This window comes from Actinomyces sp. HMSC08A09, assembly GCF_001807465.1.
Lineage (GTDB): Bacteria > Actinomycetota > Actinomycetes > Actinomycetales > Actinomycetaceae > Actinomyces > Actinomyces oris.
This window is the reverse complement of sequence record NZ_KV789094.1, coordinates 67,118-90,073: the sequence shown is the minus strand read 5'-3', so window position 1 is coordinate 90,073 and position 22,956 is coordinate 67,118. Positions and strand designations below refer to the sequence as shown.

Below are 22,956 nucleotides of genomic sequence, written 5' to 3'. Positions count from 1 at the left end.
GACCACCCGGGACCACCAACAAGGTAACGGACATGACGGAAGATTCTCTAGACATAACAGTCAGCGCTCGGCAGTGGATCGGGTTGTGCGCGTTGGCTGGTGGGTACTTCATCGCTCTCCTCGATCTGACAATTATTAACCTCGCAGTTCCCTCGCTGACACGGGACCTGGGCGCGTCCACAGCACAGGTTTTCTGGGCGGTCAACAGCTACGGTCTCGTCCTCGCACTGGCGATCATCCCGTCAGGTCGTTTAGGTGACCGATTCGGGCACCGACGCCTCTTCCTCCTGGGAACGATCGTCTTGGCAGTTGCCAGCCTCGCCTGCGGTGCCGCGACCTCTCCGTTCGTCTTGATCGCCAGCCGGTTCCTTCAGGGGCTCGGTGCCGGCATGCTGGTACCGCAGACTCTCACGCTCATCGGCGTCACCTTCCCTGAAAATATCCGTGGGCGCGCAGTCGGCATCTGGGGGTCAATTGCAGGAACTGCGTCCGTCGTCGGCCCCCTTGCTGGCGGAGTATTGATTGATGGGCTCAGCTGGCGCTGGGTCTTCCTCGTCAACCTTCCGATTGCTGTTCTTGTCGTGATTCTGGGCATGAGAAGTCTTCCGATCGAGGTGGTCCGGTCCGTGAGGGTTGATTTCGTGGGAACCTTTCTTGCGGGCATCGGCCTTGTGGCACTTCTCTATGGAAGCCTGCAAGGCCCCCATGCGGGCTGGGACCCGCTGACCATTGCTTGCCTGCCGTTCGCTGTGCTCTGCCTGTTTGCTTTCTTCCGGTATGAACGCCGTGCGGATCCGGCGTACGCAGTTTTTCCGCAGTCTCTTCGCAAGAATCCGCGGTTCCTCACTGCTGCCGTATTCGGTCTAATTGTGGCCCTTGGTGTATTCGCCTTGACATTTCTCGTATCGAACTACATTCAGTCCGTGATGGGGCAAACGGCAGTCTGGGCGGGGGCTGCTCTTGCGCCGGCGTCGATTGCTTCTGTGGTCACAGCACCTATCGCGGGTCACTGGGTTGATGAAGGAAAGGCCCGCCTCGTGCTACAGATCGGCTTCGGGGCGTCCGCGATGGGAACCGCCCTGAGCATGCTGATTGCCGCTACTGGGGTTTCTTGGATGTGGTTCCTGGGGGCGACTATCGTTTTCGGTGTCGGAAATGGCTTCTTGATGGCGCCACTGACAACAGTAGGTATGGCCGCACTGAGGAGTGACGAGTTCGGTGCTGCATCCTCCCTTCTCAACGTCCTTCGCCAAGCCGGTCCCGTGCTAGGGGGAGCCGTTGTCGGGCTCTTGATACAGGTGCTCGCTGCCGCGCCTACTGATGTCGACCCGCTGGGGCTATCGAGGTCGACCGTTGCGTGGGTGCTGAGTGTTCCATTGCTGCTGTTTTTGTCGGACTCTTTGTGTATTCGCTCGTTCCGAGGTCGCTGGTGTCGGCAATGGACTGAGGTGGTTTCGCCTCAGAGTTCTTCCGTGCATTCTGGCATAGTATGGGAGGGTGTATCTCGTGGAGGTTACACAGATTGAGGTCTGATCGATGTCCGGCGCTACTCTAGGTTTCTGCCGCACGGAGTGAGAGGAGGTCGCAGTTAATGTCTGAGTCCAGTGCAGAGTTAGACGAATTACGTCGCCGCATTGATGAGCAGTCTCAACGCATCGAAGGGTCGCAGGATGCTTTGCACGCCTTGTCTATAGCGGTCCAGTTTCGGAAGGAAGAGCCTTACCTGGCCTTCCAGGCCGAGCACGGTATCGCCGGGCGGCGAAGGATTGCTCTGAATGCGGCCATCAACGGAGTGCTGTCTCGAGCGCAGGGACATGTGCGCCCGCTCAGCTCAAGGGTTCGTGAAGAACTCCGGGAAGACCATCCAGCCCTGGCCAAGGCGTATGCGCCGGAGCCGATCGACTGGGACGAGGCTGTCCGTATCGTCGGTGAGGTGCTGGGTAGTGAGCATCTCGGCAGGCAGGCGCTGGAGGCGCATCGCGCCCGTGGCTTGGGGCTGGAAGGCCACCGAGCGCTCTCTTGCTGACCGACCTCCGCACTGTGGGCGGGGTCTGTCAATGTTGGCGGTTCTCACTCGCACTCAGGCGACAGCAGCCGTCTTGAGGAACGCACAGCTTGCGGAGCGTCGAGGCCTGCACCTGGTGACGGGCAGGGTGCCGAGGGTCTCGAGTCAGACGAAGCTCGAGGTATCAGTGGCGCACACACGCAGGCGGTGCCCATCGGGGTCTGTTGCCACAAAGGTGTAGCCGAATTCGAGGACGGTCGGCTCCAGAACCATCGGAATGCCCAGCTTCTTCCATTGCGCGTGAAGACGATCGACGTCGGCACGCTCGACGTTGCTGAGACTCAGTTCGGTCCCGCCTACGTATGGCTCGGCAGTGGGTTCAATCTCGTCGGCTGCCTGCAGGCCGAGAGTGACGTCGTCGGACAATGCGAAGACGCTGAATCCTGGATAGGTCTTGATCGGTTCATGACCGAGAATCCGGCTGTAGAAGGTGGTACTCGCCTCGACGTCGGAGACGTAGAGGATGACGCTGTTGGGAACGAAGGTCGTCATGGTGATGCTCCTGAGACTCTCACGGGTATACGAGGTGGGCGGACGGCGTCGAGGTTAGAGACCATTGGTGCCACCTTGTGTCACGTACGTGCGAGGATGAGCCGGTGCGTGCTGACCGCTTGCTGTCCATGATCTGGCTGCTGCGTACCCATGGTCGTCTGTCCGCCTCGGATCTGGCTCAGCGGCTGGAGGTCTCACGGCGCACCGTGCTGCGGGACGTTGAGGCGCTGTCGGCTGCGGGCGTGCCCGTATGGTGCGAGCGAGGACCTCATGGGGGAGTGAGAATCGACCCCGGCTTTCGCATTGATGTGACGGGACTGAACCGTGAGGAGAGCCGGGCTCTCTTCGCAGGTCTCACCAGCTGGGGTGCTGCGCCACTGGGCCTTGGCGACGCCCTCGCCTCCGCGTCTCGCAAACTGCTCGCCGCCGTGCCCGACAGCCATCGAAGCCGGTCCATGGGCATTGCCTCGCGCGTCGTGGTCGATCCTCAAGGGTGACTTCCCCTTCCTGAGAGCGAGCGGGCCGACGCCGTCTTCCATGCTGTCCAGGAAGCGGTCTTGACGCGCCATCGACTGCGTATGGTCTTCCGTCACAAGTCGAGGACGACGACGCAGGACGTCGTCGATCCGCAGGGAATAGTTGCCGCTGGTCGCAGCTGGTACCTGTGCGCCTCACACGGCACCGAGGTTCGCTTCACCAGGCTCTCTCGGATCGAAGAGGCTGATGTACTCGCTGAGGAGTGTGCTGACGACTCCGGTTTCGATATGACCGCGGCATGGCGGAAACAGCGTGAGGAGTTTCTTGAAAGGTTCGAGGCCATCACTGCCACTGTCTGGGTGCGGGACGAGCGTTGGAGCGATGTGCAGGAGTGGACGTTGCGCGCAGCGACGACCGATGTAGATGGCGAACCTCCCGGAGATGATGGATGGACCTGTCTCCAGCTGGAATTCATGGATCACCTGCATGCCATGACGATTCTGCTTCGACTCGGTCCGGATGCCTGCGTCATCACCCCCAAGCGCCTGCGACAGGACCTCCTCGACTACGTGGACCGCATGCGTGAGCGGTACCGTGCCGATGGGAACTGATGGCGTGCGGCTGAGGCAGCACGCTCGCACGTGCCCCGACGGCGAGGAGCGGCAGAGCACTGCGCGGCCCGCCGCATGCCCCGCCGGAGGTCGCCCTGGCCTCACAGGCGCTTGAGGGCCTCGCGTCGGCTGAGTGGGGACAGGCCCGGATGTGCCTGGACGAAGGCGCGCACCCAGTCGCCGTCCGTGCGTGCGTAGTCGCGCAGCGCCCAGCCGATGGCCTTGCGGATGAAGAACTCCGAGTCCTCCTGGTTGGCCTCGATGACGTTGGTGAGCAGGTCGAGGTCCGTGTCGGCCTTGTGCTGGAGCTGGCAGAGGATGGCGCTGCGCCGCACCCACATATCCGGGTCGGTGGCCCACACGCGCATGCGGGCCACCGCAGCCGGATGCTCACGCACCACCAGCCCGACGGCGTGGGAGGTCTCATCGACCAGATCCCACCACTGCCCCGTGCGCAGAAAGTGCTCGTAGAGCGCCAGGGACTCCATGCGCCCAGCATGCGAGGCGGAGAGCTTGGCGCGGATGACGGCCAGCGCCGCATAGCGCTCCTCGCGGTGAGCCGCCCCGTCCCACAGGCGCCGCAGCGCCGCCTCCCAGGTGGCGACCTCAGTCCACACGTCGCTGTGGGTGGCGGCGATCCGTTGTGCGAGGCGCCGCGTGTCCGGGACCCCGACGCCGTACATCGCCATCTCGGACTTCAGGTAGGCCCGTTGCTGCTCGGCGCGGGCGGGGTCGCTCGCCTCCTCCAGGGCCTGACGTAGATCGGTGATGAACTCCGCGACCCGCGCATCCGCCTGCCCGCTCTCCGCCATCCTCGGTCCTCCTCGCCTCACGGTGTACTTCCACAGACATCCATTAACATTATGGATCCGGCGGTGCCGGCATGCGGGGCCTGGAAACCCGCGGCCCCGGGCCGTGAACGAGGGCCCCAGGACACCTGCGTGGCCGGCGCTCACAGTGCCTCGTGCTGAGGCGCCTGCACCGTGTCTTCGGCGGTTTGCTCACGCGGCATCCTCCCGGTAGGCTGCCCGTGCGTCCTGCGGCGGAGCCGTGGGAAGGCGATGGAGATGTCGCATAGTGGCCTAGTGCGCCTCCCTGCTAAGGAGGTTGGGGTGGAAGCCCCTCGGGAGTTCGAATCTCCCCATCTCCGCCACAGCGAGAGCCTCGGTGCGCAGCAGCGTGCCGGGGCTTCGTCGTTGCCGGAGCGCTCGTTGCGGTGGCCCCCGCGACTCCCCGACGGATTGCCGGGCTCTCGAGTCGGCCCGGCGGTCAGGGCGTTCGCCTCTGGCCGATTGGGGTGCCTGTGTGTCTTCCGGCGCGGATCCGGGATAGCGTGATGCTGTACTCGACTGAGAGGGACCTCATGTCTGACCACGACGCAACCCAGCCGCCGACCTCCGGCTCGCCCCGCCCCGAACAGGGCGACGAGTTCAACGCCCGGACCGTCCTCATCAACCAGGACATGCTCGACGCCGCACGCGCCGAGCAGCAGGTTCCGGGGCAGGCGCCCGGTGCCGTCCCTGGTGCGGCTCCCGGCGCCCAGGCCGGATCGTGGCGCCCGGCGCAGCCCGACCTGCCCACCGGGCCGCCCCCAGAGGAGCAGACGCGCGCCTTCTCCACAGGTGCCGCGCAGGCGGCCGCTCAGCCCGGTGCAGCGCCCGCCGACCCCTACATTCAGGCCAACCCCTACGCCCAGCAGGGCGGGGTCGGCCAGCCGGGTCAGCCCGGCCGACCCGATCCGGCCGCCGCCGGCGGATTCGGGGGCGCCCAGCCCGGTGCAGCGCCCGCTGACCCCTACATTCAGGCCAACCCCTACGTCCAGCAGGGCGGGCTCGGCCAGCCGAGCCAGCCCGGCCAGCCGGCGCAGCCCGCCTGGGGTGGGTCCACCGCTGCCGACGGCGCCGCACCCGCGTCGTCGCCCTTCGCCCAGTCCGCCCCCGGGATCCCCTCTGCTCCGGGCACATCCTCAGCCCCCGTCGCCGGTGCGGCTCCAGGCGCTGAGGCGAGTCGGGAGACCCCGCACTGGCCGGGTCAGCAGCCGCAGGCCCAGCCGGCGGGCCTGCAGGACCAGCAGCCCTTCGCCCAGCAGCCCGCCCCTCACTCGCACCCCTTCAGCGGTGGGCGTCAGGAGGGCGAGGTCGGCATGTCCTCGGTCTTCCCCACGGCGACCGCGCGCGCCGAGGCCGAGCAGGCCACAGAGGCCTTCGTCCCCGGTGCGACTCAGGCCGTTGCCCAGTCCGCGCCGTCGTCCTCCTCAGCCTTCCCGTCGCAGAGCTCGGCGCCCCAGTGGGGCTCGGCCCCCTCCTCCGACGCCGCGGCCGGGCAGGCCTCATCCTTCTCCGACATGGTCCCTCCCGCAGCGGGCTCGCCATTCGAGCGGCCGGCGGAAGGCGGAGCGCTGGCAGTGGCGCGCTCCGAGGAGGCTGAGACCGCGGACTCGGTGGGCAGCTGGATGCTGACGATGCTGCTGGCCGGCATCCCACTGTTCGGGGTGGTCTACATCCTCGTCCTCGCTTTCGGCAACGGCCGCTCGGTCAGCAAGAAGAACTGGGCCAGGGCCACTCTCGTCTGGGGGATCATTGCCTCCGTTCTGGTCCTCGTGCTCTACGCGGTGCTGGGTGCCTCGGTGCTGGCGGTGGTCTCCTCCAACGCAGGATGAGCGGCCCGCTGCGCGCGGTGTGAGCACCGCTGCCGCAACGGCTCTCAGGGCCGGAGCCCCGTCGTCGGCGGGACTCCGGCCCTGTGCCCATCCTCACGGGAACAGGATTTGTCCCCTGGGTGGACGCTGAGTAATGTTCTTCCCGTCGGCAACGACATGCGCCTGTAGCTCAACGGATAGAGCATCTGACTACGGATCAGAAGGTTGGGGGTTCGAATCCCTTCGGGCGCACCAACACCCCGTCATCGGCTGAACAGTCGGAGCCGGGGTGTTTTCCATGTCTGGGACTCCCCGGCTCCGACGGCGCGGCCACCTGAGCCGCTGCTGACCTGCTGCGTCAGCCGGCCTCAAAGCCGGACGGACGCTCACCTCCAGCTGGATGTGCAACTCCGGCCGGAGTCTCCTCCCCGGCCTGGGGCTTCGGGTTCGCCGCGCAGACCTCGCCGTCGGAGGGAAGCGCTCCCTTGACGAAGTAGTCGTTCACCTTCGCGGTTGTGCAGGAATTGGGGCCGGTCGCGCCATGGCCGTACATGTCGACGCTCAGCAGGTGACTGTTACGGAGCCTCGACACCAGCGCCTTGGACCACGCGTAAGGCGTTTGCGGATCGTGCAGGATGCCGACGACGAGCACCGGGTTCGTGGCGTCGACGTCGACATCGACGGGCTTGGTCTTACTGGTGTGCCCCCAGCCGTGGCAGTAGGCGTCGTGCTGGGGCAGCAGGGGGTGGAAGACCGGGTAGTCGCGGCGGTAGGAGGACAGTGCCGCATCCCAGCTCGCCTGGTTCCCGGTGTCGGGGAAGTCGAGGCACCGGTTGGCCGAGAAGGCGTACACGGATTGGAGCAGCTCGACGGTCTGCTCCTCGGTCCCAGGAGACTCCTCACCGCCCGAGAGGGACTCGGCATTCTTCATCAGAGTAGTGCCGTCGTGTGAGCTCATGGCCTGTGTCAGTCCCTCGGTGAGCAGTGGCCAGTTCTCAGGTGAGGCGACGACGAGCGTTCTGATCGCCGTAGTGGCCTCGGCCCGGTCCACGGGGTCTCCGCCGTCGGAAACGGTCAGCGGCTTGGCGTCCAGGCCGTCGAGGAAGGTCGCGAGCCGGGAGACGGCCTCATCCGTTGTGCCGCTCAGGGGGAACCCGGCCTGGCCGTGCTGAGACTCGATATAGGTGTGCAGTATCTGCTCCCCGGCCGCCGCATCGCCTTCGAAGGCCTCCTGCCGGGACAGGGTGGGGTCCATGGCGCTGTCCAGCACGACGCGCCCGACGTTGTCGGGGAAGAGCTCGGTGTACACGGCCCCCAGGTAGGTGCCGTAGGAGTACCCGAAGAAGTTGAGGTCCCGGTCTCCCACCAGGGCCCGCATGACATCCATGTCACGGGCCACCGAACGGGTGTCCATGTGGTCGAGGATCTCAGGGACCTCCGTGTACTTCTGGCAGGCCGCGGCCTCGCGCGATCCCTTCGCAACGATGTCAGTGGCGCTGCCCGGCGTCAGCTGGGAGGGGGCCTCGGCCCGCCCGGCCATAATCGCCTGAACGTCGTCGGGGGACCAGCAGGTGATGGGGGTGGACTGGCCGATGCCGCGCGGGTCGAAGCCGATGACGTCGTAGTTCTCCAGGACCCCCGACAGGCCGCCGGTCTTGTAGAGCCCGGCCTGGGCATTGATGAGGGAGATGCCACTTCCCCCGGGGCCTCCGGGATTGAGGAAGACCGAGCCCCGAGGGGAGGGGCTCGTCGAGGGCAGCTTCTTGAGGGCCACCGTGATGGTCTTGCCCTGCGGGTGGTCGTAGTCCAGGGGCACGGTCACGGTGGCGCACTGGAAGGCGGTGCCGGTGGCGCCGTCGGGGCAGTCGGTCCAGACGAGATTCTGACGGTAGAAGGACTCCAGCCCCTTGGGGACGCTCGCCCCCGTGGACCCGTTGGATCCTTGGGAACCGTTGGAACCGTTGGAACCGCTGGAACCGTTCGATGTGCCGCTGGAGCTGTTGCTGCTGGTGGGCTGGGAGGTACCGGCGGCGCTGCCGGCGTTGGTGCTGTTGTCCAGCACGACGGCGTGCTGGACTCCTTGCGCGGACGGGCTGGCGACGGCTGCGGCGCTCGTGCCGAGCATGCTGCAGGCGGTGAGCGCACCGAGCAGGGTGAGGAGGGTCAGCCGTGAGGTGGTCTGGGGTGGCGAGGATGTTCGTAGGTGTCTCATGGCCACGATTCTCCCGTCTCCAGGAAGAATAGACCATGCGGTTGACTGGACGGATGGTGTCGGGGTAGCCCGACACGGCGTCATCCCCACCCCCCCAGACGGGGCGGCACCCCCGTTTAGACCTTGGCGGCCTCGAAGGCCTGGGCCAGGTCCGCGATGAGGTCGTCGACGTGCTCGATGCCGACGCTCAGGCGCATGAGCCGGTCGGTCAGCCCGTAGGAGGCGCGCACCTCGACGGGAACGTCCGCGTGCGTCTGCACCGACGGGCACGTCACCAGCGACTCCACGCCACCCAGGGACTCGGCGAAGGTGAACACCCGCACCGAGGCCAGGAAGCGGGCCACGTCCACCGACTCGGCCAGATCGAAGCTCACCATGCCCGAGTGCCCCGGGTAGAGCACCCGCGTCACGTAGGGGCTCGAGCGCAGGAACTGCGCGATCGCGGTGGCGTTGGCCTCGTGACGCTCCATGCGCAGCGCCAGGGTCTTGAGGCCGCGCAGCAGCAGGAAGCAGTCGAAGGGACCCAGCGTCGCCCCGGTCGTGTTGAGCCGGTAGTTCAGTCGCTCGGCCAGGGCGTCGTCGGCCACCACGGCCACGCCCGCCATGACGTCGTTGTGCCCGCCCAGGTACTTCGTGCCCGAGTGGACGACGACGTCGGCCCCCAGCTCCAGGGGCCGCTGCACCACCGGTGTGTAGAAGGTGTTGTCCACGACCAGCTTCGCCCCGGCGGCGTGGGCCAGCTCGGCCGCCTCGGGGATCGAGATCTCCTCCATCATCGGGTTCGTGGGGGTCTCGATGATGACCAGGTCGGCCGGGTCGGCCAGGGCTCCGCGCAGGCCCTCCAGGCCCAGGACGAAGTCGACGTCGGCCGCCCCCTCCTCGGCCAGGACCTCCAGGAATCGGAAGGAGCCGCCGTACAGGTCCCGCAGCGCCACGATCCGGCTGCCGTGCGGCGCCAGCGTGCGGGTCACCAGCTCCAGGGCCGCCATCCCCGAGGACAGGGCGAAGGCCGCTGTCCCGCCCTCCAGGCGGGCCAGGGCGTCCTGGAGGACGTCGCGGGTGGGGCTGGCCGTGCGCGTGTAGTCGTAGCCCGTCGACTCGCCCAGGCCCGGGTGGCCGTAGGCGGTCGACAGGTGGATCGGCGTCGTGATCGCACCCGTGGCCGGGTCGGTCCCGGTGCCCGAGCGCACCAGCAGCGTCTCCAGGCGGAGCTGCGGGTCCGGGGCCGACGACGTCGGGTGGTGGTGGACGGGGAAGGTGCGGGCGGCCGGCGGCTGGGAACACTCGGTCTGAGCAGTGGGCTGGGGCGCGGACGGACTGGTCATGAGCGGTTTCTCCTCATGGGCGGGGCGGCGGGAAGACATGATGACTGACGGTCGACGGCGGTGCAGCCGGTGACCGGTGACTGGACGCCTGCGGGCCGGCACCCCTGGTGCGGCCCGGGCGAGCCGGCTCAGGCCGACAGGGCGGCGGGGCCCTGTCCGGCCCGCTCGGCGGCGCGGGCGGTCACGGCGGCGACGGCCGCCTCCAGGCGGTCCAGGGCGGCGTCGAGAGTGGTGCGGGGGCAGGCGACGTTGATGCGGGTGAAGCCCTCACCGCCGGCCCCGAAGATCCGGCCGTCGTCGAGCCAGAGCCCGGCCTCGTTGAGCATGACCTCGTCGAGCTGCTCGGGCTCTAGCCCGGCGGCCTTCAGGAATCCCGAGCAGTCCAGCCACAGCAGGTAGGTGCCCTCGCAGGGGGCGGCCTCGATCCCCTCGATCCGCTCCAGGCGCGCCTCGACATGGGCCCGGGCGGCCGCGATGTGCTCGCGCAGGGCGTCCAGCCAGGCGTCCCCGCTCTCGTAGGCGGCCCGGCAGGCCGTCAGGCCCAGGGTATTGGGCTGGGAGTAGCCGGTGGTGGCCAGCTCGCGGCGGAAGGCCCTGCGCAGGTGGGCATCGGAGATGAGGATGTTGGCGACCTGCAGACCGGCGAGGTTGAAGGACTTCGACGGCGAGGTGCAGGTGATCGTGTGGGCGGCGGCCGCCTCGCTCAGGGAGGCGAAGGGCGTCGTCGCGAAACCCGGCAGGGCCAGGTCCGCGTGAATCTCATCGGCCACGACGACGACGCCGTGGCGGGCCGTGACCTCCTCCAGGGCCGCGAGCTCCTCGCGGCTCCAGACCCGGCCGACCGGGTTGTGCGGGTTGCACAGGAGCAGCAGGCGCGCACCGGTCGCCTCGATGGTCTCCTCCAGGGCGGCCAGGTCGCGGCGATAGACGCCGTCGGCGTCACGCACGAGGGGGACGGCGGCCACGGTGCGCTCGTTGACCTCGACGACGTCGCGGAAGGGGTAGTAGACGGGCTCCTCGATGAGGACCGTCTCACCCGGTGCGGTCAGGGCCCGTACCGCCAGGGCCAGAGCCGGCACGACGCCCGGGGTCACGGTGTTCCACTCGGCCTCCACCTGCCAGCCGTAGCGTCGGGAGAACCAGCCGGTCAGGGCCGTCCGATAGGCCTCGTCGGGCTCGGAGTAGCCGAAGATGCCGTGGCGGGTGCGCCACAGCAGGGCGCTGGTGACCGCCGGCGCAGTGGCGTGGTCCATGTCCGCCACCCACAGGGGCAGGACGTCCTCGGGGCGGCCGCGCTTGACGGCGGAGTCCCACTTGAGGCTGGCCGTGCCGCGGCGGTCGGGGACCGCGTCGAAGACGGCCGGGTCGACGGCGGGGGAGGTGAAGAAGGTGGCCGCGGGGGAGGGGGCGGTAGGTGCGTGGGGGGCTGTGAGGTCGGGGCGGGCCGGACAGGCGGAGTCGGTGGAGTCGGCCGAGTTGGAGACGGGGGTGAGGTGGGTGTGCATGGCTGGAGGTCCTCTCGGGTGCCCTGGCGGCGGTGACGCGCGAGAGCGCAAGGCGCTGCTGCGGCGTCGGGCTCAGGGGGGCCGGCGCGCGGGCCGGCCGAGGTGGCGGGTGACTGGAGGGATGAACACGGGGGCGGCGGGCCTCCGCGGAGTGCGACGAGCCGGTCTCAGGCGGCTCGGACTCTCACCGTTACGTGTCAGACAGCGACGGCTGGCGCTGTCAGCGCATGCACATTCGACCCTCGCCAAGGGTGCGCACCATCATCGTGCGGGCCTGGGGCGAAAGAGTCGTCATGGCCGTGAGCATAGCGGGAGCGCCGCCGCCGGCGCCACCGTGCCGGTGCGTTGTCTCGACCACCGGCACGGTGGCAACCGGTCAGCCGGCGCGGCGCAGGCGCAGGGAGTTGGTGACCACGATGACGCTGGAGGCGGCCATGGCGGCCCCCGCGATCATGGGGTTGAGCAGCCCGGCGGCCGCCAGCGGGATCGCGGCCACGTTGTAGGCGAAGGCCCAGAACAGGTTTTGACGGATGATCCGCAGGGTCGCCCGCGACACCCGCACCGCCGCCACCGCCGCGTCCAGGTCCGTGCGCACCAGGGTGATGTCGGCGGCCTCAATGGCCACGTCCGCCCCCGAGCCCATGGCGAAGCCCAGGCCCTGCGTGCCGGCCTGAGCCAGGGCGGCGGCGTCGTTGACCCCGTCACCCACCATGCCGACCACCGCGCCCTGGGCCTGCAGGTCGGCGACGACGTCGCGCTTGTCGGCGGGCAGCACCTCGGCGCGCACGTCGGCGGCGTCGATCCCCACCTGGGCCGCCACGTGCTCAGCGGCCCGGGCGTTGTCCCCGGTCAGCAGCACCGGCCGGATCCCCAGCTCGCGCAGTGCCGCCACCGCCTCCCGCGAGGAGGGCCGCACCGTATCCCGCACCACGAGGACCGCCAGCGCCCGCAGTGGTTGCGTATCCGGGGCCGCAGCGCCAGCGTCGTCGGAGTCATCGGAGGTGCTGTCCGTGGCGGCCTCGTCGGGCGCCGTGGTCTCATTGCTCGCGGCCTCGCCGGCCCCGCCCACGGCCAGGACGACGGCGGTCGCCCCGGAGTCCTGAGCCTCCTCCACGGCGGAGCGCACCGCCTCGGGAACCTCGGCGCCCATCTCGCCGGTGAGCCAGCCCGGCCGGCCCACCGCGACCCGGCGCCCCTCCACGGTGGCGGAGACGCCCCGGCCCTCGTGGTTGGAGAAGTCGGCCGGCGTCGCCAGGTCGCCCAATCGCTCGCGGGCGGCTGCCGTGATGGCTGTGGCCACCGGGTGCTCCGAGGCGGACTCGACCGCCCCCGCCAGGCGCAGCGCCTCATCCCCGAGCGGGGCCAGGCCCGCAGCGGTGTCTGCGCCGGCGCCCACCTCCTGGCAGGCCTCGACGTCCAGGCTCATGCGTCCCTGGGTGACCGTGCCGGTCTTGTCCATGACCATCGTGTCCAGGGCCCGCGTCGACTCCAGCACCTCGGGGCCCTTGATGACCACGCCCAGCTGGGCGGCCCGGCCCGAACCGACCAGCAGCGCCGTCGGCGTGGCCAGCCCCAGCGCGCAGGGGCAGGCGATGACGAGCACGGCCACCGCCGCGGTGAAGGCCGCCTGCGGGCTGTGCCCGGTGAGCAGCCACCCCGCCAGGGTCGCGGCCGACAGCGCCAGGACGATGGGCACGAACACCCCCGAGATCCGGTCCGCCAGGCGCTGGACGGGGGCCTTGCCCGCCTGCGCGGCCGTCACCATCCGGCCGATCCGCGCCAGCGTCGTCCCCTCGCCCACGGCCGTGGCCCGCACCAGCAGGACGCCGGAGGTGTTGACGGTCGCCCCGGTGACGGTCTGTCCGGCCTCGACCTCGGTGGGTACGGACTCCCCGGTGAGCAGCGAGGCGTCCACGGCCGAGCGGCCCTCGACGACGACGCCGTCGGCGGCCACCTTCTCGCCGGGCCGCACGAGGAACAGGTCCCCGGCCGCCAGGTCCTCAATACTGATGCGCTCCTCGGTGCGGGTGGCCTCCGCGCGCGGCGAGCCGTCCTCGTCCAGGACGTCGACGGCGTCGCGGCTGCCCGACGGCGAGGTGAGGACGACTCGGGTCACCTCCTTGGCGCCCAGCTCCAGCAGGGCGCGCAGGGCGTCGCCGGAACGGTACTTGGCGCGCGCCTCCGCGTAGCGGCCCGCCAGGAGGAAGGTGGTCACCCAGGCGGCCGACTCGAAGTACATGTGGGCGGCATGCCCCTGGGAGCGGGGCAGCAGCTCCATGCTCATCCGCATGCCGATGTGCCCGGCCCCGCCGAGCACCAGCGCCCACAGGCTCCAGCCGGTCGCGGCGATCACCCCGAGGGACACGAGCGTGTCCATGGTGAAGGCCCCGTGGCGCAGCGCCCGGAAGGCCGCCTTGTGGAAGGGCCAGGCCCCCCAGGCCGCCACCGGCAGCGCCATGAGCGCCACCGCCCACTGCCAGCCCGGCAGCTGGAGGGCCGGCACCATGGAGATCGCCATGATCGGCACCGACAGGATGAGGCAGTAGATGAGCCGCAGTCGCAGGTCGGCGGCTCGCTCCATATGCGAGGCGCCCAGGGACTTTGCCCCGCTCCCGGAGGCGGAGCGGGGGGAGGTGCCGGTGGTGCCGTTCGTGCTGTTGGTGCCAGCGGGGGCGCCTGGGCGCGTGGCCGGCGCCGCGGCCGCCATGGACAGTGTCGCGCGGCCGCCTGCACCCTTTGCTCGGCGACGACCCCCGTCCGAGCCGGGCCCGGACGGTCCCGACGCCGGTGCCGCCGACGCCGCCGACGCGGGCTCCCCGGCCGGTGACGCCTCCGAGGCTGACGACTCCTCCGGTGAGGCGGTGTCCAGCAGGGCGCCGGTATAGCCGGCGCGGGCGACCGTGGCCAGGAGGTCATCGACGCTCACCGCGCTCGGGGCGGTGATGCGGGCCGACTCAGTGGCGAGGTTGACCGAGGCGCTCACGCCGTCGAGCTTGTTCAGCTTCTTCTCCACCCGGGCCACGCAGCTGGCGCAGGTCATGCCCCCGATGGAGAGGTTGACGGTGCGCTGCTGCCCGCCGGATTCCTGGCTGGTCGTACTCATGGGAGCCTCCTGTGTCCGTTGTCGTCCTGTGCTGTCTGCTGGCGTCCGCTGCCGCCCGTCGGCACCCGGGCTTCGGGCGCCGACGGGGCATGTCCGGGCTCAGCGCTCGCGGTCGTCGCGCTCGACGGCGTCGAGCGTGTAGTCCCCGGCCTCGTCGATGGCCTCGGCCAGGGCGGCGTCGTCGAGGTGGATGTCGGAGAGCACGGTGACGGTGGACTGCCCGCCCTTGTTGAGCAGGACGGAGACGTCCTTGACGCCGTCGAGTGCCTCGAGCTCCTCGGTGACGTGGGCGACGCAGTGGCCGCAGGTGAGTCCGGAGACCTTGAGGGTGGTGGTGCGGTCGATACCGTCGGCGGTGAACTCAGTCATCTCTCACTCCTTGGGAAGTGTGTGCGGAAAACGGGTGGATCGGAACGGGAACCAGGTGGTTCGCCGCGAAGCGGGCCGTGACGCTCAGGACCGCACGAGCCGGGCGATGGCGTCGGAGGCCTCGCGGATCTTGGCGGTGCCCTCCTCGTCGCCGGCCTGGGCGGCGTGCAGGACGCAGTGGCTCATGTGGTCCTCCAGCAGGCCGAGGCTGACGGCCTGGAGGGCCTTGGTGGCGGCGGAGATCTGGGTGAGGACGTCGATGCAGTAGATGTCCTCCTCAACCATGCGGGAGATGCCCCGAACCTGCCCCTCGATGCGGCGCAGGCGCTTGAGGTAGTCCTCCTTGGATCCGGTGTAGCCGGCCATGTCTCCTCCGTTGTCTCGGTCGGCATGGACCATACCCCTAGGGGGTAGGGGTGTCAAATACCCCTGAGGGGTATGTGGTTGCTGGTGCTCGGTCGGATGGGCGCGGATCCGGGACATGGCGTCAGGGGACGTGGGATGCTCGTGCCATGACCGCCGTTGCCCATGCCTCGCCCGGCTCCGCCGACTCCGACGCGGTGCCCCAGATGCCAGATGACCCCGATCTCCAGCTCGCCCGGGACCCCAGGGCGGGCGCTGGGCGCCTCATGGTGCTGGCCGGCAACCGACCCGACCTGCGCGGTGTCATTGTGGACAACCCGGGCTGCTCCCCGGAGCTGCGCGCCTGGGTGAGCCGCATGGGGGGAGCCTCCGCCGGCCCTGGCGGCGAGCACGGTGGGCGTGGCGGACCTGAGGCCGCGGCGGCCCGGACAGGCGGCTCTGACGGCGTCGACGACGCGGATGATGCGGTGTCGCTGGCGCCCACGGGCTGGGAGCCCTCCGACATCGGCCTGGGTGAGGACCCCTTCGGCTCCGTCCTGGGCGACCCGCTCATGGGCTCACCGCTGTTCGACGACGACAACGGCCTGGGCCGCGAGCCCGCCGACGCCGAGGCCACCGAGCCTGCCGGTGCGACCGGTCGCGACAACAGGGGCGGGCGGCATTTGTCGTCGAGCCGGCGTACGGCCAGGCCGCACACCGCCCCTGCCCATACCGCCTCCGCCCGCACCACCTCGCGCACAGCCTCGGCCCGGGTCTCGCAGACCCCCGCCTCGCCCCCGCAGCGGCCGGCGGTAGTGAGGCCTGCGCCCCCGACCCCGATGCCGCCCGGACGCTTCGCGCCCGCGGCGCCCTACCCGGTGCCGGGGATCGCCGGGCCCGTTGGGATCGCCGGGCCGGTCGGGGCCGCCCCGGGTCGCGTAGAGGCCGACCCCTGGGCCGTGGGAGGAGCGCCCGCCGTCGGCCTGCCGACCGCACCTCCGCCGCCCTCCGGTGCACCGGGGATCCCCGGCGCCTCCTTCGGGATGGAGCGCTACAACGCCCCAGCCTCCTCGCGCAGCGCCAGGAGGCCGACGTCGTCCTCGCGGTCCAGCACGAGCCCGGCCAAGGTCATCGGCTGGATCCTCTTCGTCCTGCTGTTCATCGTCATCCGGGCCCTCAACGGCTGAGACGCGAGGGGCGCGAGGGTGCGGCCCCAGGGAGTGGTCGCGCCTCAGGGTGCGGCGGAGCCCGGGGTCGAGCCGCTCGGGGCGCTGGTGGCCGGGATGGTGATGGGGCTGTTGGAGGCGTAGCCGTGTTTGAAGGCCCACACCACGATCTCCAGGCGCGAGACCGTCCCCGTCTTATGGAACAGGCCGGTGATGTGGGACTTGACCGTTGCCTCGGCGATGGCCAGCAGGGAGGCGATCTTGCGGTTCGAGGCCCCTTCGCACAGGAGGCGGAGCACGTCGCGCTCCCGCTGAGAGAGGTGGACGCTGCCGTCCGCGCCGCGCACGGAGGCCAGGGCGTAGTCGATCAGGCGCGTCGTCGGCGTCGGGGCCACGACCTTCGCCCCGGAGTGGACCGTGCGCACCGCCGCGATGATCTCCTCAGCCGGTGCGCTCTTGAGCAGGAAGCCGCTGGCCCCGGCTCCTAGGCCCTGCAGGAGGTCCTCGTCGGTGTCCACCGTGGTCAGCAGGATGACCCGGGTCGACGGCGAGAGGCGGAGCACCTCCCGGGTCATCTCCACGCCGTCCATGTGCTCCATGTGGACATCGGTGATGAGGACGTCGACCTGGTGCGACTGCACAAATCGCAGGACGGCGCGAGGTGAGCGCGTCGCGGTGAGGATCGTGAAGTCCTCGACGTCGGAGAAATAGGACTCCAGGTGGGCCAGGGCCATCGCGTCGTCGTCGACCAGGGCCAGGCCGACACAATCGGGAGAAATCTGGGAAGACATGAGTCTCCTTGGGCAGATGTGTGCAGTCCGCGATCAGTGGGGGGCGCGGTCTGCTGGGAACAGTGAACAAACTACCTGAAAAAAGATGATCGCCGTGTAAACACCCTCAGACGCGCCCCGACGAAAGGTGGAGGGAGCCATCCAAACGGCGAGGAAAGCAATAGATCAAAGGGCGATGCGAGGCCCCGGCGGATTCCGGCAGGCTCATGGCCAACGGCACTTCCCCAAGTGTGCCTCCTCTGTCGTTCCCAGGAAGGAGGGTCCGTGTACCGCTCTGCGCTCATTGAGGGCGTCGCCCCGTCACTGGCTCGCGCTGCGTTACTCGAGTCTCCCTTCGGCCTGGTTTCCCGTTCCACCGAGCTGCCCCAAGCGGCCGGAGAGCCGGTCTTCGCGATCTGGACCGGTCTTCTGGGTGATCCCTCTGAGGCGCTGAGGTCACAGCGCACCTGGAATCACCGTGCCGAGGCGGGCAACTTCGACGGGGCCGGCGGGGCCATCGACGCCGATCGCGCCAGACACATCGCGATTGTGGAGACGATGGAGCGCTACTCCAGCTGCTCATGGACGGAGGAGGAGCTGGTGTGGGACACCCCCGCCGGTCTCGGCGAGGCCGCGATCGGACCGGAGCGCTGGCCGGCGTGCTCGGCCACCGAGCTGGCCGACCCCGACTGCGGGCTCATCGCCTCAGACCCCCGCGTCCCCCTGCGATGGGTGCGCGGCTGGTCCCTGACCCGCGGCCGTGAGGTCTTCGTCCCAGCGGTGCTGACGTACCTCAACTTCCCGGTGCGCACCCCCTCCGAGCAGTTCGTCAACCCCATCTCCACCGGCACCGCCGCCCACTCCGACCTGCGCGAGGCGGTCCTGGGTGGTCTGCTCGAGGTCATCGAGCGCGACTCCATCGCCCTGACCTGGCTCCAGCGCCTGCGCCTGCCCGCGGTCGCCGTCGACCCCTCCACCCTGGGGGAGGAGGTCGCCGAGTACCACCGGGTCGGCACCTCCACCGAGCTGGAGACCCACCTGTTCGACGCCACCACCGACTACGGCGTCCCCACCCTCTACGCCGTCCAGACCTCCCAGGTCGACCCCGAGCTGGCCCAGGTAGTGGCCGCCACCTGCGACATCGACCCGCAGCGGGCGCTGGCCAAGATCTACCGCGAGCTCGCCTCCCTGCGCATCGCCCTGCGCAGCCACGCCCGCGGCCCGCGCGCCCAGGAGATCAAGGGCCAGGACCTCACCGTCGTCGGTGGCGCCCTGGCCGACGCCGAGCTGTCCATGCGCCACGTCTTCGACTTCCTCCTGGAGGGGGAGCGGCCCGTCCACGCCCTCGATGACATCGGCACCCTCCCGGCGTCCAGGCCCGCAGCCGGCAGCGACAGCCCCGACGGCGCCAGCGGCAGTGCCGGCCCCGACCCGCTCGAGCAGGTCGTCGCCAACCTGGAGCGGGCCGGCGCCGAGGCCATCGTCGTCGACATCACCACCGACGAGGCCCGCCAGATCGGCATGCACGTCATCAAGGCCCTCATCCCCGAGGCCATGCCCCTGTCCTTCAGCCACCACGCCCGCTACCTCGCCACGCCCCGCCTTTACCAGGCGCCCCGGGCGATGGGCCTGACCGTCCACGACGAGGCGGGGATCAACCCCGTCCGCCAGCCCTTCGCCTGAGCCCGATGTCCGCATCTCCGTCCACCTCACTGACCGACACCCAGGAGCCCCGACCCGACATGAGCACGACGCCGCCCGCACCGGCCGCACAGCCGGCACAGTCGCCGGCACCGCAGGCCCCCATGGGGCCGGTGACGGCCTACCTGCCCCAGGGCGGGTTCGCGCGCGCCGTCGCCACGCGCCTGGCCGGGCCCAGCGACGTCATCATCCCGGTCGACCACGGGCTGGTCAGCGCCTACATCCCCTACGCCGACCGCGCGGTCCTCATCGCCGACCCCGACCAGACCGGCCTGCGCGAGGACCTCGACACCCTGTCCTTCACCCGGGGGATGCCCTCCCTGGGCCTGGAGCTCTTCCCCACCGAGCTACGCTGCGGGCCACTCGTGGTCCCCGGCCGCAGCGCCTGCTACCGCTGCTACGACCGGCGCCGCCGCCAGCACGGCTACCGCCCCCTGCCCCCGGAGGTCGCCTCCGAGCACGGCCCGCTGGAGCAGGCCTACGCCCACCACCACGTGCTCCTGGGCGCCGGCCTCATCTCCCTGGCCCTGCAGACCCTCGACGCCCCCGGCCCCCAGGACCCGGCCCCGGAAGGCGCCGACGACGTCGCCCCGATCGGTGGCCAGGTGTGGACCATCGACCTCGTCTCCGGCATCACCACCTGCTCGCCGACCGTGGCCGTGGACCGCTGCGAGACCTGCTCGGGCCGCTACGAGGGCCGCCGCGACGGCCTGCCTGCGCTCGCGGCCCTCCTGCCCGAGCGGCGTGGGGAGGTGGCCTGAGATGGCCGGGGATGCCACAAGTTCCGTCATGCGCGCCGGCGACGTCGGCCGCGCCGCCCGCCGCGACCTGCAGTTCCGTATCCCCCGCAAGCCCGTGGTGCGCCTGGGCCTGCGCGCCCGGCCCGAGGAGACCGGCTGGATCATCGACGGTGCCCGCAAGAGCCAGGTCCTGGGCGGGGCCTTCGCCCGCGAGCACATGGGCGCCCTGCTCCAGGCCTGCGACGGCACCCGCACCCTCGATGAGATCGGCGAGGTCACCGGTGTCGGCCCCCAGGCCGCCTTCGAGGCCGTTTCCCTGCTGTGGACCGGCGGCATCGTCGAGGAGGGCGACACCGAGCCCGCCCCCGGAGACCCGGCGCCCGAGCTGGCCCGGCTGCTCTCCCGCCTGGGCGACTCCACTGGCGTCAACGACTCCTGGCAGGACGCCGCCCGCCGCCTGGCCGCCGCCCGGGTCGCCGTCGTGGGGGACGCCGAGCTGGCCGGAGAGATGGTTGCCGCCCTGGAGCCCACCCTGCCCGAGGTGAGGCTCGACAGCGCCCCCCGCCGCGGGGACACCCTCACCGTCCTCGTCGAGACCGCCGACTCCGCGGCCCGCTCCCAGGAGGTGGCGCGCCGCTGCCGGGAGGAGGGCATCGCGCTGCTGCGGGTGCGCGCCGAGCAGGAGGCGGTGACGGTGGGCCCCTACGTCGACGAGTCCTTCTCGCCCTGCTTGGCCTGCGCCTGCGCCGACGAGCCCGAGATCGGCCCGCGCCCCGAGGCAGCCCGCCACGACATCATCGTCGGCCTGGCCGCCCGGGCGGTGGCCGCCCTCATCGCCCGCGCCACCGTCACCCACCTTCCCGGGGACGCGCGGCGCACCGACCTGGCCACCTTCACCTACTCCGACCGCCCGGTCGTCTCCCGCCCCGGCTGCCCCGTCTGCTCGGTGGCCGGGGCCGGCGAGGAGCCGGTGCCGGTGGCGCCCTCGGCCCCCGTGGGGGCCCGCTACGAGCAGTCCGTGGCCATCCCGCCGGCCGCCTTCGTCGACTCCAAGGGCCACCAGCAGCACTACAAGCCCTCCAACCTGCGCCTCCAGCGCGAGTTCCGCGACTGGCCGGTCTGCCCGCGCACGCCCCTGCCGCCGGCCGACCTCGAGCGCCTCGACCAGCCCTGGCCGATCGCGCACCCGCTCACCGACGACGGCGCCGAGCCCGACGTCCTCGCCCGCCCCACCCTGAGCGAGCTCGCCACGATCCTGGCGCTGTCGGTGGGCGTGCGTGAGCCGCTCGGCGCCGAACCCACCGGAGCGGAGCCGGTTGAGACCCCCCAGGCCCCGCTGAGCGCCAAGCTGCGCCGCTGGACGGCCGCCGGCGGCAACATCGGCTCGGTGACCGCCTACGTCCTCGTCCCCGAGCACGAGCAGAGCGACCAGGAGGTCACGGGGGCGGCGGCCGGGCAGCGGCTCGCCCCCGGCACCTACGTCTACATCGAGCGCGACCATGCCCTGGCCCTCATCGGCCCCGCCCCCTCGGCGGTGGATTCGGGGGGAGACGCGGAGACGGACGCAGCGGCGGAGGCCGGGCCGGATCTCCTGCCCGACGGCGTCGGCGCCCGGATCGTCCTGACCGGCAACGTGGACAAGGTGGCCCGCAAGTACTTCTCCTTCGCCCTGCGCATCGCGGTCCAGGACTGCGGCTGCTCCTTCGAGGTGCTCCGCCTGGTCGCCGAGGCCCTGGGGGTGCCGCTGCGCGCCCGGGCCCGCTGGGACGAGCAGCGCATCGCCCGGGCGCTGGGCACCGACCCGGCCCGGGAGCCGGCCTGCATCGTCGTCGACCTGGGAGGCAGCCGTGCGCACTGACTTCGAGACGCTGCGTGAGCTCATCTCCGGCTTCTCCGCCGGGTCGGACACTCGCCCCGCCGAGCCAACCTCCGACGGCCTGGCCGCGCGACGCCCGCGCCCGCCGCTGGACTGCCGGGTGCCGGACGCGCTCGTCCCCGGCCCCCAGGACCCCTACCCTCACAGCCTGCACGAGACCTTCGAGCGCCGCTCGTCGTCGACCACCTACGGCACCGAGCCGCTCGAGGCCGAGGCCCTCCTGGGCATGGTCCGCGACGCCCTGGTCGACGACGCACGCACCTGGGGGACGGACGCGGCGGCCTGCCCCCTGGAGCCCTTCGTGCTCCTGCTGCGCCCGGGCGGCGCCGAGCCCGGCATCTACCGGGTGCGGCTCGACGGCGTCGACCTCGTCCGCCCCCTGCCGCCGGCCGAGGAGATCGAGGGCATGGCGGTGCAGAAGGAGTTCGCCCGCGCCGGGGCCATCGTCTCGGTGGCCGCCAACCTCGATGAGGCCGACGCCTGGGGCGGGGCCGCCGGCTACCGCTTCACCATGAGCCGCAGCGCCGCTCTCATCTACTCGCTGCACCTGCGCGCCGCCGCCCGGGGACTGGTGGGGACGGTCTTCGCCGGCTTCGCCACCTCGGCGGTGCGCCACCTGCTGGACTCCGACGGCGTCAGCCGCCACCAGATGTTCGCCGTCACCATCGCCAGCCCGCAGACAGAACCGCCAGGTCAGGCGGCCGGCTAGTCCCGGCCTGCCCGCCGCGAGCGCCGTCGGCCCACCCGCTGGTCCACCGCCGGCCAGACGGACCCAGAACTGCATACCGCGTCACAGAGTTCCACAGACCACCCCGTTCGCGGGGTTGGGGCCCGGTCCCGGCAGACCGGACCCCCGGGGCCCGAAAGGGTCCCGCTCCTGCCCACCAGACACCTGAGAGAAGGAGGTGAACAGCATATGACGAACAGCTCGATTGATCTCACCCTCGCCGACAGTGACTTCGGCGTCGAGGAGCTGCCCGAGGGCAACGCCCTGGGTTGTGCCTTCAGCAGCGCCAGCGCGTCCTGTCCGGCCAGCGCCGCCTCGGCCTCGTGCCCGGCCAGCGCGGCCTCGGCCTCGTGCCCGGCCTGCGCCGCCAGCGCGTCGACGACGTCCTGCTGACGACCCCATGGTGGCGGGTAGGGGACCGGGGTCCCCTACCCGCCACTGGTGGTACCCCGGAGCCCCGTGAACCGACCTGAGGGAGCCAAGAGCCCACGATGAGCACGGTGATGAGTACGGCGAGGACAACGCCGACGATCCCTGGTAGCCGCCCGACGAACCCGATCCCGCGCCTGCGCCGCGGGGTGAGCCTCATCGTCGGGATGGACAACCAGCCGATGCTGTTCGACTCCGACTCGGGCAAGTACCACCGGCTCGGCGCGGCCGCCGCCTTCATCGTGGGCCAGTTCGACGGCGTCCGCCCCCTGCCGACCATCATCGAGGAGCTGCCCCAGGACATCGACGAGGCGGGTGCCAAGCGCATCACGGGCCTGGTCGACAACCTGCGCGACAAGGGTCTCCTGGCGGGCGGGAACCCCGCTCCCGCCGACCCCGCCGCACCCG

20 protein-coding genes, 2 tRNA genes and 1 pseudogene are annotated in these 22,956 nt (G+C 70.6%); 14 read left to right on the top strand and 9 right to left on the bottom strand.

All coding sequences use genetic code 11. The features are described from left to right. Positions 1-1,526, top strand: a 1,526-nt coding sequence (locus tag HMPREF3165_RS12720) for a DHA2 family efflux MFS transporter permease subunit (protein WP_256274901.1), incomplete at its 5' end; no start/stop codon positions are given. 65 nt (positions 1,527-1,591) lie between these two features. Then, positions 1,592-2,026, top strand: coding sequence for a hypothetical protein (locus HMPREF3165_RS12715; RefSeq protein ID WP_083303181.1), 435 nt, complete (start codon positions 1,592-1,594; stop codon positions 2,024-2,026). Between the two features lie 144 nt (positions 2,027-2,170). On the opposite strand, the gene HMPREF3165_RS03660 is transcribed toward HMPREF3165_RS12715, so the two are convergent. Beyond that, positions 2,171-2,557, bottom strand: coding sequence for a VOC family protein (locus tag HMPREF3165_RS03660; protein WP_009406771.1), 387 nt, complete (start codon positions 2,555-2,557; stop codon positions 2,171-2,173). Between the two features lie 104 nt (positions 2,558-2,661). Between HMPREF3165_RS03660 and HMPREF3165_RS13675 the strand changes: the two genes are divergently transcribed. Together HMPREF3165_RS13675 and HMPREF3165_RS13670 are read left to right on the top strand one after the other, a co-directional pair. Next, a complete protein-coding gene (locus HMPREF3165_RS13675) occupies positions 2,662-3,054 on the top strand; it encodes a helix-turn-helix transcriptional regulator (RefSeq protein ID WP_256274898.1) in 393 nt (130 codons plus the stop codon). A gap of 45 nt (positions 3,055-3,099) precedes the next feature. Next, a pseudogene (locus HMPREF3165_RS13670) lies at positions 3,100-3,645 on the top strand (helix-turn-helix transcriptional regulator); the annotation flags it as partial. Between the two features lie 101 nt (positions 3,646-3,746). Here the strand turns inward: HMPREF3165_RS13670 and HMPREF3165_RS03650 are convergent. Then, a complete protein-coding gene (locus HMPREF3165_RS03650) occupies positions 3,747-4,457 on the bottom strand; it encodes a DNA alkylation repair protein (protein WP_070510895.1) in 711 nt (236 codons plus the stop codon). Positions 4,458-4,708: 251 nt separating this feature from the next. On the opposite strand from HMPREF3165_RS03650, the gene HMPREF3165_RS03645 reads away from it, so the two are divergent. The 3 genes from HMPREF3165_RS03645 to HMPREF3165_RS03635 all read left to right on the top strand — a co-directional run bounded on the left by HMPREF3165_RS03645 (position 4,709) and on the right by HMPREF3165_RS03635 (position 6,538). Continuing rightward, positions 4,709-4,798: transfer RNA gene (locus HMPREF3165_RS03645), tRNA-Ser, on the top strand. Between the two features lie 210 nt (positions 4,799-5,008). Then, the gene (locus HMPREF3165_RS03640) at positions 5,009-6,304 is read left to right on the top strand and encodes a hypothetical protein (RefSeq protein ID WP_256274897.1); all 1,296 of its coding nucleotides are present in this window, start codon (positions 5,009-5,011) and stop codon (positions 6,302-6,304) included. Between the two features lie 158 nt (positions 6,305-6,462). Further along, positions 6,463-6,538: transfer RNA gene (locus tag HMPREF3165_RS03635), tRNA-Arg, on the top strand. A gap of 103 nt (positions 6,539-6,641) precedes the next feature. Here HMPREF3165_RS03635 and HMPREF3165_RS03630 read toward each other — a convergent pair. From HMPREF3165_RS03630 to HMPREF3165_RS03605, 6 genes are all read right to left on the bottom strand, one after another. Continuing rightward, entirely contained in the window at positions 6,642-8,495 is a 1,854-nt protein-coding gene (locus tag HMPREF3165_RS03630) for an alpha/beta hydrolase (RefSeq protein WP_070510891.1), read from the bottom strand. A gap of 116 nt (positions 8,496-8,611) precedes the next feature. Beyond that, positions 8,612-9,820 carry a PLP-dependent transferase gene (locus HMPREF3165_RS03625; protein ID WP_070510889.1) on the bottom strand — a complete coding sequence of 403 codons (1,209 nt, stop codon included), beginning with the start codon at positions 9,818-9,820 and terminating at the stop codon, positions 8,612-8,614. Positions 9,821-9,948: 128 nt separating this feature from the next. Beyond that, positions 9,949-11,325: a MalY/PatB family protein gene (locus HMPREF3165_RS03620; RefSeq protein ID WP_070510887.1), complete on the bottom strand. Its 1,377-nt coding sequence runs from the start codon at positions 11,323-11,325 to the stop codon at positions 9,949-9,951. Between the two features lie 376 nt (positions 11,326-11,701). Then, positions 11,702-14,428 (bottom strand): heavy metal translocating P-type ATPase, encoded by a 2,727-nt coding sequence (locus tag HMPREF3165_RS03615; RefSeq protein ID WP_070510885.1) that lies wholly within the window; start codon positions 14,426-14,428, stop codon positions 11,702-11,704. A gap of 99 nt (positions 14,429-14,527) precedes the next feature. Then, on the bottom strand, positions 14,528-14,797 hold the full coding sequence (locus HMPREF3165_RS03610; protein ID WP_003788344.1) for a heavy-metal-associated domain-containing protein: 270 nt from the start codon (positions 14,795-14,797) through the stop codon (positions 14,528-14,530). Between the two features lie 84 nt (positions 14,798-14,881). After that, the gene (locus tag HMPREF3165_RS03605; RefSeq protein WP_010612815.1) at positions 14,882-15,163 is read right to left on the bottom strand and encodes a metal-sensitive transcriptional regulator; all 282 of its coding nucleotides are present in this window, start codon (positions 15,161-15,163) and stop codon (positions 14,882-14,884) included. A 146-nt stretch (positions 15,164-15,309) separates the two neighbouring features. Here HMPREF3165_RS03605 and HMPREF3165_RS03600 point away from each other — a divergent pair, with 146 nt between their 5' ends. Continuing rightward, positions 15,310-16,326, top strand: coding sequence for a variant leucine-rich repeat-containing protein (locus tag HMPREF3165_RS03600; protein WP_070510883.1), 1,017 nt, complete (start codon positions 15,310-15,312; stop codon positions 16,324-16,326). Between the two features lie 44 nt (positions 16,327-16,370). Here the strand turns inward: HMPREF3165_RS03600 and HMPREF3165_RS03595 are convergent, their stop codons facing one another. Then, entirely contained in the window at positions 16,371-17,096 is a 726-nt protein-coding gene (locus tag HMPREF3165_RS03595) for a response regulator transcription factor (RefSeq protein ID WP_060957005.1), read from the bottom strand. Positions 17,097-17,360: 264 nt separating this feature from the next. Between HMPREF3165_RS03595 and HMPREF3165_RS03590 the strand changes: the two genes are divergently transcribed. The 6 genes from HMPREF3165_RS03590 to HMPREF3165_RS13405 all read left to right on the top strand — a co-directional run. Further along, the gene (locus HMPREF3165_RS03590; RefSeq protein ID WP_070510882.1) at positions 17,361-18,758 is read left to right on the top strand and encodes a YcaO-like family protein; all 1,398 of its coding nucleotides are present in this window, start codon (positions 17,361-17,363) and stop codon (positions 18,756-18,758) included. Positions 18,759-18,763: 5 nt separating this feature from the next. After that, a complete protein-coding gene (locus HMPREF3165_RS03585; protein WP_256274894.1) occupies positions 18,764-19,537 on the top strand; it encodes a cyclodehydratase in 774 nt (257 codons plus the stop codon). Position 19,538: 1 nt separating this feature from the next. Then, positions 19,539-21,374 (top strand): nitroreductase family protein, encoded by a 1,836-nt coding sequence (locus HMPREF3165_RS03580; RefSeq protein WP_070510880.1) that lies wholly within the window; start codon positions 19,539-19,541, stop codon positions 21,372-21,374. After that, a complete protein-coding gene (locus tag HMPREF3165_RS03575) occupies positions 21,364-22,101 on the top strand; it encodes a hypothetical protein (RefSeq protein WP_070510878.1) in 738 nt (245 codons plus the stop codon). The genes HMPREF3165_RS03580 and HMPREF3165_RS03575 overlap by 11 nt, the downstream gene beginning before the upstream one ends. 207 nt (positions 22,102-22,308) lie before the next feature. Next, the gene (locus tag HMPREF3165_RS03570; protein WP_020992058.1) at positions 22,309-22,512 is read left to right on the top strand and encodes a thiocillin family RiPP; all 204 of its coding nucleotides are present in this window, start codon (positions 22,309-22,311) and stop codon (positions 22,510-22,512) included. Positions 22,513-22,622: 110 nt separating this feature from the next. Continuing rightward, positions 22,623-22,956: PqqD family protein (locus HMPREF3165_RS13405; protein WP_218079039.1), on the top strand; the 334-nt coding region annotated here is incomplete at its 3' end.